General features: G+C 74.4%; 13 protein-coding genes. 3 read left to right on the top strand and 10 right to left on the bottom strand.

The genetic code is table 11. The annotated features are described in order from the left end of the window. Positions 1 to 49 precede the first annotated feature (49 nt). The gene (locus tag ACQEUX_RS19695) at positions 50 to 1,195 is read right to left on the bottom strand and encodes an alcohol dehydrogenase catalytic domain-containing protein (protein WP_433050272.1); all 1,146 of its coding nucleotides are present in this window, start codon (positions 1,193 to 1,195) and stop codon (positions 50 to 52) included. Further along, positions 1,192 to 1,632 (bottom strand): hypothetical protein, encoded by a 441-nt coding sequence (locus tag ACQEUX_RS19690; protein WP_433050269.1) that lies wholly within the window; start codon positions 1,630 to 1,632, stop codon positions 1,192 to 1,194. Before ACQEUX_RS19690 ends, ACQEUX_RS19695 begins: the two co-directional genes overlap by 4 nt. 163 nt (positions 1,633 to 1,795) lie before the next feature. Here ACQEUX_RS19690 and ACQEUX_RS19685 point away from each other — a divergent pair, with 163 nt between their 5' ends. Next, entirely contained in the window at positions 1,796 to 4,684 is a 2,889-nt protein-coding gene (locus tag ACQEUX_RS19685) for a LuxR C-terminal-related transcriptional regulator (protein ID WP_433050266.1), read from the top strand. A 12-nt stretch (positions 4,685 to 4,696) separates the two neighbouring features. Here ACQEUX_RS19685 and ACQEUX_RS19680 read toward each other — a convergent pair whose 3' ends face one another. The 5 genes from ACQEUX_RS19680 to ACQEUX_RS19660 form a co-directional block, all read right to left on the bottom strand. After that, complete coding sequence (locus tag ACQEUX_RS19680) at positions 4,697 to 5,245, bottom strand: DsbA family protein (RefSeq protein WP_433050263.1); 549 nt, start codon at positions 5,243 to 5,245, stop codon at positions 4,697 to 4,699. Next, positions 5,242 to 5,739 (bottom strand): redoxin domain-containing protein, encoded by a 498-nt coding sequence (locus tag ACQEUX_RS19675; RefSeq protein WP_433050260.1) that lies wholly within the window; start codon positions 5,737 to 5,739, stop codon positions 5,242 to 5,244. The genes ACQEUX_RS19680 and ACQEUX_RS19675 overlap by 4 nt, the downstream gene beginning before the upstream one ends. Before the next feature lie 64 nt (positions 5,740 to 5,803). After that, positions 5,804 to 6,490: a BON domain-containing protein gene (locus tag ACQEUX_RS19670; RefSeq protein ID WP_433050257.1), complete on the bottom strand. Its 687-nt coding sequence runs from the start codon at positions 6,488 to 6,490 to the stop codon at positions 5,804 to 5,806. 494 nt (positions 6,491 to 6,984) lie between these two features. Then, positions 6,985 to 7,383, bottom strand: coding sequence for a hypothetical protein (locus ACQEUX_RS19665; protein ID WP_433050254.1), 399 nt, complete (start codon positions 7,381 to 7,383; stop codon positions 6,985 to 6,987). 135 nt (positions 7,384 to 7,518) lie between these two features. Then, a complete protein-coding gene (locus ACQEUX_RS19660; protein WP_433050251.1) occupies positions 7,519 to 7,659 on the bottom strand; it encodes a hypothetical protein in 141 nt (46 codons plus the stop codon). Between the two features lie 388 nt (positions 7,660 to 8,047). Here ACQEUX_RS19660 and ACQEUX_RS19655 point away from each other — a divergent pair, with 388 nt between their 5' ends. Then, positions 8,048 to 8,410, top strand: a complete 363-nt coding sequence (locus tag ACQEUX_RS19655; protein WP_433050248.1) for an STAS domain-containing protein — start codon at positions 8,048 to 8,050, stop codon at positions 8,408 to 8,410. A 17-nt stretch (positions 8,411 to 8,427) separates the two neighbouring features. Here the strand turns inward: ACQEUX_RS19655 and surE are convergent, their stop codons facing one another. Together surE and ACQEUX_RS19645 are read right to left on the bottom strand one after the other, a co-directional pair. Next, the gene (gene surE / locus ACQEUX_RS19650) at positions 8,428 to 9,255 is read right to left on the bottom strand and encodes a 5'/3'-nucleotidase SurE (protein ID WP_433050245.1); all 828 of its coding nucleotides are present in this window, start codon (positions 9,253 to 9,255) and stop codon (positions 8,428 to 8,430) included. Continuing rightward, positions 9,252 to 10,214 (bottom strand): PfkB family carbohydrate kinase, encoded by a 963-nt coding sequence (locus tag ACQEUX_RS19645; RefSeq protein ID WP_433056976.1) that lies wholly within the window; start codon positions 10,212 to 10,214, stop codon positions 9,252 to 9,254. Before ACQEUX_RS19645 ends, surE begins: the two co-directional genes overlap by 4 nt. A 179-nt stretch (positions 10,215 to 10,393) precedes the next feature. Between ACQEUX_RS19645 and ACQEUX_RS19640 the strand changes: the two genes are divergently transcribed. Then, positions 10,394 to 10,861: an SRPBCC family protein gene (locus ACQEUX_RS19640; RefSeq protein WP_433050242.1), complete on the top strand. Its 468-nt coding sequence runs from the start codon at positions 10,394 to 10,396 to the stop codon at positions 10,859 to 10,861. Between the two features lie 189 nt (positions 10,862 to 11,050). Here the strand turns inward: ACQEUX_RS19640 and ACQEUX_RS19635 are convergent, their stop codons facing one another. Further along, positions 11,051 to 11,560 (bottom strand): hypothetical protein, encoded by a 510-nt coding sequence (locus ACQEUX_RS19635; RefSeq protein ID WP_433050239.1) that lies wholly within the window; start codon positions 11,558 to 11,560, stop codon positions 11,051 to 11,053. Positions 11,561 to 11,621 lie beyond the last annotated feature (61 nt).

The raw sequence follows: 11,621 nt of genomic DNA, 5'->3' as shown, positions 1-11,621 counted from the left end.
TGGGCGATCACGACTGCGCCGTCGCCGATGGGCGATCACGACTGCGCCGTCACGGGGTGAACACGGCCCGCACGCAGCCGTCGGCCCGGTCCCGGAACAGCGCGTACCCCTGGGGGCCGTGCTCCAAGGGCAGGCGGTGGGTGGCCAGGTGTTCGGTGCGCAGTTGGTCACGGGCCATCCGGTCCAGCAGCATCGGCACGTCCCGCAGGTCCGGCCCACGGGCCCCGCGCAGGGTGAGCCGTCTGTCGGTCACCGCGCCCAGCGGGAACGCGTCGACGAAGCCGTCGACCCCGCCGAGCACCACCACCACACCGCTCTTGCGGCAGGCGTGCACCGCCTCGCGCAGCGCGTCCGGTCGCTCGGCGGTACGTCCGAAACGATCGGCCGCCGACCGGGCCGGGGGTGTGCCGACCGCCACGACGCACACGTCCGGGCCGCGCCCACCGCTGCGATCGCGCAGTTCGGCCGCGATGTCGGTGCGGCGGTAGTCCAGCGGTTCCGCGCCGGAGTGCCGTTCGGCCATCCGCAACCGCTCCTCGTGCCGGTCCACCACCAGCACCCGGGCCGCACCGCGCAGCACCGCCGCGCGGGCGGTCAACTGGCCCACCGCCCCGGCGCCCCAGATCGCCACCACGTCGCCGCGTCGCACCGCACCCAGCTCGGCCGCCAGCCACCCGGTCGGCGCCGCGTCGGCGGCGAACAGCGCCCGGTCGTCGTCGACCGCGTCCGGCACCTGGAACGCGCCCACGTCGGCGTAGGGCACCCGGACGTACTCGGCGTGGCCGCCCGCGAATCCGCCCGCCGCCCGAGGCCGGCCGAAGCAGCCGGCGTCCAGTCGCCCCCAGCCCGGGTCCGTGCTCGCCGGGTCGGCGCTGCTGTTGTCGCAGCAGGAGTGCAGGCCCTGGCGGCAGTACCAGCAACCGCCGCAGGCGACGCTCGCGCCCACGACGACACGATCGCCGACCCGGTGCCGGCGGACCGCGGGGCCGACCTCGACCACCTCGCCCAGGAACTCGGCCCCGAGCACGTCGCCGGCACGCAGGAGCGGGTCCCGGCCGGCCAACAGCGGCAGGTCCCCGCCGCAGGTGGAGCTGCGGTGTACCCGGACGATGACGTCGCGTTCGTTGCGCAACTCCGGGTCGGGTACCTCGCGTACCGCCAGCTCGCCGGCGGTCACCCAGCACAACGCCCTCACCTGTGGGCCTCGGGCCGATCCAGCGGCGACCGGTCCGCCCGCAGCACCTCGCCGGCCTCCACACGCTGTTTGACCTGGCGCAACGTCCGGCGGACCAGCAGACCCGGGTCGTCGCCGACCAGGTGCGCGGCCAGCCCGGCCGGCGGGGTGGCGCCGACCAGCGGCCGGGCGGCCAGCTCGGTGCCCCGGTCGCCGGGCGCCGGCCGAACCCGCACCTCGACCACGCCGTTCAGGGTGCGCAGCGGTTCGGGCCACCGGCCGCCCGGGAGCACCTGCTCCGGCGGCCGGTCGACCGTCACCACCTCCCACCGGCCCGGCGCGGCGGGGTCGCCGTCCGCGCCGGTCCGCCCGCGCCGTCGGGGTACGCGCAGCAGCCGCGCCGCCCCGGTCAGCGCCGCGCTGCCGAGGGCGGGTCCCGCCCGCGCCAGCCGTCCCATCGGTCCCACCCGTCCTCCCGGTTCACGCCCGTCCTCCCGGTTCACGTCCCCCGATCGTCGGTCGCGGTCGGGTGAAGCGTGCTCGCCCGGAAGGGGTGAACCGGCCCGCGTCGGGTAACCGCTCGCCGACCGGGGGCGGAACGCGTGGTGGGGGTGGGGCTGGGTGCCAGAACAGCGCGATGGTGCACGGGTCGACACGGCACCGGGGCGCCCGGCGGAGCCACCGCTGCTGGCGTCCCGGCTGACCCCGGTCGTGCCGCCGGAGCCGGTGGTGGCCCGGCCCCGACTGCTGCGCCGGCTGGACGAGGGCAGCGCGGGACCGGTCACCCTGGTCGCCGCTCCCGCCGGCTGGGGCAAGACGACGTTGCTCGCGTCCTGGGTGCGGCTGGCCGGCGCCACGCCCGACGCCGATCCGGGCGCCGTCGTGCCCGACTCCGGCGAACTGTCGGTGTCGCCCGAGGTCGGCCCGGTGCCGGCGTGGGTGTCCGTCGAGATCGGCGACGACGGCGACCGGCTCTGGGCGTACCTGGCGGCGGCGCTGCGATCGGCGACCGGCTCGGCTGACGACGGTCAGGTGCCCGACCGGCCGCCGCGCCCCGACCAGCTGGAGCTGCTGGCCGCCACGCTCGCCGCCACGGACCGGCCGGTGCTGCTGGTCCTGGACGACCTGCACCGGGTCGCCGACCCGGCGGCGCTGACCGGGTTGGAGTTTCTGCTGCGCCACGCCGAGCAGCGGCTGCGCCTGGTGATCGGGGCGCGGGCCGGGCTGCATCTGCCCCTGCACCGGCTCCGCCTCGCCGGCGAGCTGACCGAGATCGGCCCCGACGAGCTGGCCTTCACCGACGACGAGGTGGCCGACCTTCTCACCGCGCACGGAGCGGCGCTTCCGGCGGCCGCCGTGCACCGGCTGCGCGAGCGCACCGGAGGCTGGCCGGCCGCGCTGCGTATCGCCGCGCTGGCGGTACGGGCGCAGCCCGACCCGGAGCGCTGGGTGGGGCAGTTCGGTGGCGACCAACCGGAGATCGCCGGATACCTGCACGAGGAGGTGCTCGCGACACTCGACCCGGCCGAGGAGGACCTGCTGCGCCGTACCGCCCTCGTGGAGACCGTCTGCGCCGATCTGGCCGAGGCGCTGACCGGCCGTGCCGAGGCCGGGCAGGCGCTGGCCGACCTGGCCCGGGCCGGTGGGCTGCTGCGTCGGGAGGACAGCCGCCCGCCCTGGTACCGCTGTGCGCCGCTGCTCGCCGACCTGCTCCGCGCCGACCTGGCCCGGCTGCCCGCCGACGAACTGCGTGAGCTGCACGCACGGGCGGCCGACTGGTACGCGGGCGACGGACGCCCGGCCGACGGTCTGCGCCACGCGCTGGCCGCCGGCCGGTGGGACCTGGCCGGCGACCTGTTCGTCGCGCACTGGCCGGAGCTGACCCGGTACGACCGCGACCCGGTGCACGCCCCGGCACCCGTGGCCCCACCGGCGGAGGTGATCCGCGCCGATCCGGAGGTGGCGTTGGCCTGCGCCGCCGAGCGCGCGTACGCCGGCGACCTTCCGGCCGCCACCGGGCACCTGCGGGCCGCCGCCGGGCACGCCGCGGGCCTGCCGCTGCCGCGCCGGGACCGGTTCCTGCGGTTGGTCACCGCGCTGGAGTTGACCGTGGCCCGCCTCGCCGACGACCGGGTGGAGGTCCGGGCCGCCGCCGCCCGGCTGCTGCGGACCCGCCCGGCGGGCGCCACGCCGACCCGGGTGCCGGACTCCGCACCGACCGGGGTGGCGAATTCCGCTCCGACGGCCGGTGGTGGCGGCGCGGCCGATGACGCGGACCTGCGGGCGTTCACCGGCACCGCGCTGGGGTTGGTCGAATTGGCCGACGGGGCGCTGCCGGACGCCCGGTTCGTCCGGGCCCGGGCGGCGGCTCGGGAGGCCGGCCGGCCGCGTACGGAGCTGGTCGGCGCCAGCCGGGCCGCGTTGCTGCTCGCGGTGCGCGGCGAGCTGCGAGCGGCCGAGCAGGCGGCCCGGGACGCGCTGGGCATGCCGCCCTGCCGGGGCTGGTCCTGCCGGCTTGACTGCGCCTACGCGTACCTGGCGTTGGCCACGGTGGCGCTGCTGCGTGACCAGCCCGAGGAGGCCGCGGCGAACCTCGCCCTCGCCGGGCCGGCCCTCGGCGTCCCCGCCGGCCAGGTCGGCGACGACGCGGCCGGCGAGGCGGATCCCGGCGACGGGTGGCCGTCCGCTGCTCCCGACGAACCGGTGGCGGTGGCGGTGGCCGCGCTGTGCCGGGCGCAGCTGCACCGCGATTCCGGCGACCCGGCGGCCGGCCAGCGGCTACTCGTCCGGGCCCGGGAGGCGCTGGCCGAACGGCCGCCGGCCGCCGAGCTGGCGGGCCTGCTCCGGGCCGCCGAGGCCGAACTGCGGGCCGAGCGGGGCGACCTGGACACCGCCCGCGACCTGCTGGCCGGCGCCGCCGAGGACGGGACCGCACCGGTGCTCGCGGTGGCGTTGGCGAAGCTGGAGCTGCTGGCTGGCGACGCGGCTGCGGCTGGGCGGGCCCTGCCGGGCTGGCAGGCGCCAGCGGCCACGGCCTGGCCCCTGCCGGTACGCCTGGACGCGGGCCTGCTGGACGCGGTGCTGGCCGATCGGGCCGGGGACGGGCGTCGGGCGGGCCGGATCCTGGAACAGGTGCTGGATCTGGCCGGGCCGCAGGGCTGCCGGCGGGTCTTCACCCGCGCCCAACCGCCGGTGCGGGACCTGCTGGCCGCGCATCTGGACGCGGGCACCGCGCACTTCGCGCTGGTCAGTGACCTGGTCCGAGGGGCCGGGCAGAGCACCGCCCGCCCGGCTGTCGAGCCGAGGGGTGCGCTCGACGAGCCGCTCACCGAGCGGGAGCTGACCATCCTGCGCTACCTGCAGAGCATCCTGTCCAACGTGGAGATCGCCAGCGAGCTGTCCCTGTCGGTCAACACGGTCAAGACCCACGTACGCAACATCTACCGCAAACTCGACGCGACCCGCCGGCGCGAGGCGGTCCGGCGGGCGCGCGAGTTGCGGCTCATCTGAGCTGTGTGCTGGTCAGGCGTTGGCCGCGGCGTCCGTGGCCGCCAGCAGGTCGGGCAGGTCGTACCCGCCCTCGTGCCGGACGCCGTTGACGAACAGCGTGGGAGTGCCGTTCACCCCGCTGCGGATGCCGCCCACGAAGTCCCGGCGGACCCGGTCCGCGTGCGCACGGCTCTCCACCTCGGCGTTCAGCTCCTCCGGCGGCAGTCCGACCTGCTCGACACCGAGCGAGAGGTGCACCGGGTCGAGCTGGTCCTGGTGCTCGTAGAGCCAGTCGTGCATCTCCCAGAACCGGCCCCGGACCGCGGCGGCCTCGGCCGTCTCGGCGGCGCGTTCGGCGTACGGGTGCACGTTGGCGATCGGGAAGTAGCGGTAGACCAGTCGTACCGTGTCGGCCCTCTGCCGCAGCAGCTCGTGCAGGTTCGGGTACGCGGCACCGCAGAACTGGCACTGGAAGTCGCCGTACTCGACGATGGTCACCGACGCGTCGGCCGGCCCCCGGATGTGGTCCTCGGTAGTCACCGGGTCCCGAAGTCGGGCGGTGACCTGCAGCGGCGTGGTCATCCGGCCATCACCTTCCGGTTGGCGGCGAGCTGGTCCAGCGCGTCGAAGATGCCGTCGGCGCCCGGGTTGACGTCGGGCGGCGAGAGATGGCTCCAGGTCACCATCCCGGCCGGGTCGAGCACCACCAGCGCGCGGTCCGCCTCGCCCTGCGGGCTGTATGCGCCGTAGCGGCGGGCCACCTCGCCCTTGGGCTCGAAGTCGGCCAGCAGCGGGAACTCGATGCCCCTGCTCTGCGCAAATGCCCGGTGTGACCAGATGCTGTCCACCGAGAGGCCGAGCACCACCGCCTGGTACTGGGCGAAGACGGGTGCCGCGGACTGGTAGAGCGACATCTGGTCACCGCAGACCGGGCTCCAGTCGGCGGGGTAGAAGGCGAGCACCACCGGCCGGCCGCGGAACTGCTCGGGCCCTGTCTGGCGCCCGTCCGGGGTGGCCGGCAGGGTGAAGCCGGGCGCGGGGCGCCCTGGTTGGATCAGCCCGTTCGGATCACTCATGCCACCAGCCTGCTCCCGGGGTGGGTGAGGTCGGCTCACCCACCCCGGGTGGTTCCGCGCTCGCTCAGCGCAGCACCGGCGCGACCGCGATGTGGTTCTGCACCTCCCGAATGCCCGGCGCGGACCAGGCCACCTGCTCCACCTCGGCACGCTCGGGCATCGAGTGCACCAACCCGGCGAGCACCGCGGTGTCGCCGTGCACCCGGACGCTGATCCGTTCGGCCTCGGTCGCCCCGGCACGGGCGAGGGCGTCGACGATCCGGTCGGCCAGGTTCCGGCCGTCCGGTGCGGTGGCCGGACGGACCGTGATGCCGTTGCTCACCCCACGTACGCCGGTCAGCCTGCCGACTGCCCGTTCGGCGGCCCGGCGCTGGTACTCCCACTCCACCTCGCCGTGCAGCGTCACCCAGCCGGCGGCGACGGTGACCTGGAGCTTCTCGATGGGCACGAACGCGTCCCATTCCAGTGCGTGGCTGGCCGCTGCGGCCAGGTCCGGATCGGTGCGCTCGGCGCCGTTGGCCAACTGCACGGCCAGATCGTTGGCGACGGCCCGGACCCGGGCGACCCGGTGGGCGGCCCGTTCGGCGGCCCACTTCTTGGCGTAGCTGTCCACCCGGCCGGTCAGCGTGACGACGCCCTCGGCGACGGTCACACCGATCTCGTGCGGCTGCACCCGTGGTTCCCAGGTCAGCTCGTCGAGTACGGCGGACTGGATGTCCTGGTCGGTGCGGCTGATCTCCGCGATGGCCATCTGTCCCTCCTCCGGTGCGTGGGTGGCGGACCGGGTGGGCGGCTGCGGCCGGAGGTCCGCCGGGGTCCGATCCTGCCGCCGCCACGGGTGAGCCGTCCTCGCCCGAAACGGGTGACAGCACGGTCAGGGCTGGGTGGTTGCGGTGGGGACGTGCATGGACCTCAATGATGGGAGCGCTTCCATAGAGGGCGGGAATCAGTTACGGTAAGCACGTTCCTCGATCGCGGAAGCCGCCGCATCGGGTGGTGGGAGCCAGGGCAGCTCCGCCCGTCCCCGTCGTCGTGCTCGTCCCCCGGCCACGACGGCACGCCTCGGTCGACCCCGTCCCCCGTCCCCCGGGTCCGGCATGGTCGTGGCGCCCGGACCACCACCCGAGCACCGGTCCGCCGGGTTGCCTGAGGGGTCCGGCACCCGGCGGCCCGGCCGGCATGACGACGGGTCCCGCTCGACCGACATCGAGCGGAACCCGTCGCGTTGCAGGTGGGGTCGTGCGTTCAGACCGCGGGGGAGTTGGGGCGGTCGACGTCGACGAACTCCACGTCGTCGACGGCAGGGTCGTCCTGGCTGCCGGCTGCCCGTGCGGCGGAGCCGACGGCCCAGCCGACCGCCGCGCCGACGAGCGCGGCGCCGATCAGCAGCGTCCAGGGCAGTGCCGGCTGGCGGCCGGCGAGCGCGTCGAAGGCCAGCGAGGCGCGACGTCGTGCCTCGTCGGCGGTGGAGCCCACCAGGTCACCCGCCCCGTCGGCGAAGTCACTGCTGTTGCGACGGGCCGAGCGGGCGGTGTCGCGCACACTGTCCCCGGCAGAGCTGACGGCCGAGACCAGGTGCTCCCACGCCTGGTCCGCGATCCGCTCCGGCTTGCTGCGGTGGTCCAGCAGGTTGGTTCCGAACATCGTGGTTACCTCCTCGGGTGCCGAAGCCGCCGGCCACTTCGGACTTCGGCGTCTTTCCAGCGCGTCACGGTTCGCCTACCCCGCAGTGCCCCACGCCGGCCGGGCGCAAACCCGGCCGGCCCGACTCGCCGGAACTCAGCGCACCGCCACCACGGCAACACTCCGGGCGAAGTCGTCGTCGTCGTCATCGTCGTCGTCTCCACCACCGAAACCGCAGGCCAGTACGAGGGCGAGCAGAACGCCGACGCCGGCCAGCCCAGCAAGTCGCTTGATCATCGAAGGTCCTCTCCGTGACGGTGGGTGTCCCGGCCCGATGCTAGGTGGCGCCGGCAACCCGGGACACGGATCGGGACGGGCATCGTGGACGACACGCCGGTGGCACACGGGGAAGGCGTACATCGTGGGCCGGTTGTCGGGCGCGCCGGGTCCGGACCGCTACCCTGGTCCGGCGGCGCGTCGGTCACGACCGATCGTCGAGGGGTCAGATAACGAAAAGTGTTGAGTAATCAGATACTGAAAAGTTCGGATATGGGCCGCTTTTTGGGTCCGGATTCGCGAATTGCTCATCCCGAGGGGTGGCGACCGAGGCCGTCGGAGGAATACTCTCGGTCGCGGCCCGCGTACTGATGAGGCGCCCGGGGGACGGGCGGGTGGAGGTGCTCGCGTGAGCCTGTCGATCGTGAAGTCGGTTCTGTCCGGTGGTGTCGTCGAGATCGCCCCGCGGGGCGAGATCGACGTCGACACAGCGTACGAGGTGCGCGAGGCGATCGCGGAGGTGCTGGCCAAGGGCCGCCCACTCCGCATCGAGCTGAACATGAGGCTGGTCACCTTCATCGACTCCGTCGGCATCAGCGCCATGGTGGCCGGCTTCCAGACGGCCGAGGTCAGCGGCGTCAAGCTGGTGGTCACCCAACCGAGCCGGTTCGTGCACCGGCAGCTCTGGGTGACCGGCCTGCTCGGCCTGTTCGGCGCCCCGGAGCCCTACTTCGCCGGCGCCGCCACCCCCGAGGTTCTTCCCGGCGCCTGAGCGCGTCGGGCAGCCCGTCAGGGCTGCTCCTCCAGGCCGGTCAGGTCGATGTCGGTTGCCTCGGTGACCGCCCGGATGGCCGTCACCGAGGCGTACCCCGCGGCCAGCAACGCCACGTCCGTGCCGGCCTGCGCGGCCTGCCCCGGCTCCTCCAGCGAGGTACGGACGAAGCCGTGGCCGGATTCGGCCACCGTTATCTGCACCTGCCCGAAGCTGGCCAGCGTGCCCCGGCGCACCCCGCGCAGCCGCTCGTGCGGCAGGTCCGGGGCGTTCACGTTGAGCACGCTCTCCATCGGCGCGGAGGTCAACCGGGGGAGCAGGTCCAGGGCGACGCGCGCGGCGGTGCTCCAGTGCCGTTCCGAGTCGCGCACCCGGGCGGCGGCGTCGACCGCGGCACCGCCACTCGCGGCGGTCGCCTCACCGGCGGAGAGCACGTCGAGTGAGACCGCCATCGCCCGGCAGCCGTTGGTGGCCGCGGTGAACGCGGCGCCCACCGTCCCGGAGTGCAGCACCGCCCGGCCGGCGTTCGCGCCACGGTTGACGCCGGAGAGCACCACCGACGGTGGAGGGCCGAACGCGCCGTGCAGGGCGATCAGTGTGATGAAGCCGGGGGAGCCGGCGACCCCGTACGCCGGCACGCCCTCCAGGTCCGGCAGCGGGTGGTCGTTCACCACGACCCGCCCGTCCCGCTCCATCGCGCTCATCGCCGCGCTGGTGCCGCTCGCCTCCTCCATCGGCGCGGCGACCACCACGTCCAGGCCCCGCTGCGCGGCCGCCCAGGCCAGTGCCTGGATGCCCGGCGCGGCGATCCCGTCGTCGTTGGTGATCAGCACACGCAGCGTCATCGCTCGACCACCCGGTCGGCCAGTTCGTCCGGGGTGGTCCGCTCCTGCGGCCGGCTGTCCGCCGGCACCAGCCGTACCCGGCCCACCAGGCCGCTGATCGAGTCCAACCGGCCGGTGCCGAGGCCGTGCCGGGTCACGTTCAGCGCGCCGGCGGCGGCGCCGGTCCGGATGGCGGTCCGGATGTCCCCGCCGGTGGCCACGACGGCCGCCACCCCGGCGGTCATCGAGTCGCCCGCACCGCGGGGGTCGGCGGCCTCCAACCGGGGCATCTCGACCTCGAACAGCTCACCGTCGATGAGCGCCAGCGCCGGCTGGTCGGCCCGGCTCACCACCACCGTCTCGGCGCCGGCGGCGTGCAGGTCGTACATGGCCCGGGTCAACTCCAGGGTGTCGTCGCCGCGGGCGCGGCCGTCGCGGATCAGTTCCTCGTGGCTCACCTTGAGGAAGAACACGCCGCTCTCCAACACCGCCCCGAGGTGATCGCCGGACAGGTCGACCACCACCCGGCCGCCGTTGGCACCGAGGTCGGCGGCGAAGCGCCGGTACAGGTCGGCCGGGACGAGCGACGGCTCGTTCGGCCCACTGAGCACGCTGACGGCGGCCCGCAGGCCCTCGCCGAGGGCGAGGTTGTACAGCTCGTCGATCTCGTGCCGGCTCAGCGGCTGCCCGGCCACGTCGACGATCTCCTGCCGGGAGCCGTCCCGGCGGTCGTGCACGTACCCGCCGCTGCCGGAGTCACGGACCACCACCTTGAGCTCCACGCCCTCGCTGACCAGCAGCGGCTCCAACACCTGGCCGATCTCCCCGCCGAGGGCGGCGCAGAGCACCACGTCGACACCGAGCGACATCACCATGCGGGCCTGCCAGACGCCCTGCCCGCCGGGGTGCAGGTGCAGCTCCGGTTGGTCGTTCGGCTGGTCCACGGTCACCGTCAGCTGCGGAGTGGGCGCGAAGACCATCACGTGGCCGCTCACCGGTCGTCACCGTTCATGATGTCCCCTCCAGCGCCGTCGGCTGATTGTCACTAACCGACACTAATGGGACTAATGCTGGCACGGCATCTCATCAAGACGGTCGGGCGTTGCCAGCCAGACATCGGTACGGGACGATCGTGCGACCAGCGACGGCGGGAGACGGTGTGCTCAGCAGCGATACCTTCAGCTACACCGTCCAGGCCCGATGCTCGCCGGCCGAGGCAGCGGCACTGCTCAGCGACCTGACCCGGCAGGGTGAGCTCCACCCGCTGATCGTCCGGGTCCGCCGACTGCCGCCCCGGCCCGGCGCCCGGGCCAGCTACACGATCAACGACCGGCTGGCGGCCGGCCCACTGCGCTTCCGGACCACCTACCAGGCGGACGTGCTGATCAGCGAGGACGACGAGATCGTCATGGTTGCCCGCCAGTGGCCGGCCACCACGGTGCGCAACCACACCCGACTGCGCGCCGAGCCCGACGGCCTGGTCCGGATCGACGTCGAGATCACCCTGAGTGCGCCGACACTGCTGTTCCGGTACGCGTTCGGCCAGGCCCGGGCCGCTCACCTCGCCCTGGCCACCCGGCTCGGCGCGGTCCTCGACCGCGCCGGCGACCCCCCACCGCCCGCCTGACCCGCCCCCGCCCCCACCCGCCTCGCCCCGTTGCGGTAGGGCGTGGGGTCGTGGTGGCAACCCCTTTGAAGACCACCCCGGACACACGACCCGAACACCCTCGCCACCGCGGCGGTGCACATCGCCGGCCGCTGCCCTGGCCCAACGGCGTTGTCGTGGATGTGGTGGCCCGGGGGCGCCAGGAGGGCACTACATCCTGGTCGTGGCGCGATCACGGCTCGTGAGGGTGGGGCGGGCGGCAGGCCGCCGGCCCCATGGCTTGTAGGTGGACAGCACCGTCGCGATGACCATCAGGCTGGTCGACACCGCCGGTGCGATTACCAGGTCGGCGCGTTCCCGCGCGGGCAGGGCGGCGCCCAGCGCGCCGGCGTGTCGCAGATTCGGGGTGAGCAGGAACAGCACCAGCCCGACCATCACCGTGGTCAGCACCAGCTTGACCAGCACCCAGCGGTAGCGCAGCAGGCCCCACGGGGTGAGCAACGCGCTGCCGACACCGATCAGCCAGACCAGCACGCTCAGCGGCGCGAATAGCATGGTGCCGACCAGCGCCGCGACCGGGTAGACCACGGCCGGGTCGGCGCCGCGCTGCACGGCGATGCCGAGGGTGAGCAGCACCAGGTCGGCGCCGAGCCAACCGAGCGAGGTGACCAGGTGCAGGGTGAGCAGCGCCTTGCGGGCGGTGGGTGGGATCCGAGGCATACCGCGATGGTTCCCGCCGACCCTGGCCGGGTCGTCCGACGGGCGGCGACATCAGGGGTAC

Source organism: Micromonospora sp. CA-259024 (assembly GCF_050936255.1).
GTDB lineage: Bacteria > Actinomycetota > Actinomycetes > Mycobacteriales > Micromonosporaceae > Micromonospora.
This window is presented reverse-complemented; position numbering and strand designations above follow the sequence as displayed.

Coding starts and splice junctions, on each gene's coding strand:
- ACQEUX_RS19690 (WP_433050269.1), bottom strand. CDS start 1,632: ATGGGACGGCTGGCGCGGGCGGGACCCGCCCTCGGCAGCGCGGCGCTG.
- ACQEUX_RS19680 (WP_433050263.1), bottom strand. CDS start 5,245: ATGACCACGCCGCTGCAGGTCACCGCCCGACTTCGGGACCCGGTGACT.
- ACQEUX_RS19675 (WP_433050260.1), bottom strand. CDS start 5,739: ATGAGTGATCCGAACGGGCTGATCCAACCAGGGCGCCCCGCGCCCGGC.
- ACQEUX_RS19670 (WP_433050257.1), bottom strand. CDS start 6,490: ATGGCCATCGCGGAGATCAGCCGCACCGACCAGGACATCCAGTCCGCC.
- ACQEUX_RS19665 (WP_433050254.1), bottom strand. CDS start 7,383: ATGTTCGGAACCAACCTGCTGGACCACCGCAGCAAGCCGGAGCGGATC.
- ACQEUX_RS19660 (WP_433050251.1), bottom strand. CDS start 7,659: ATGATCAAGCGACTTGCTGGGCTGGCCGGCGTCGGCGTTCTGCTCGCC.
- surE (WP_433050245.1), bottom strand. CDS start 9,255: ATGACGCTGCGTGTGCTGATCACCAACGACGACGGGATCGCCGCGCCG.
- ACQEUX_RS19645 (WP_433056976.1), bottom strand. CDS start 10,214: ATGGTCTTCGCGCCCACTCCGCAGCTGACGGTGACCGTGGACCAGCCG.
- ACQEUX_RS19635 (WP_433050239.1), bottom strand. CDS start 11,560: ATGCCTCGGATCCCACCCACCGCCCGCAAGGCGCTGCTCACCCTGCAC.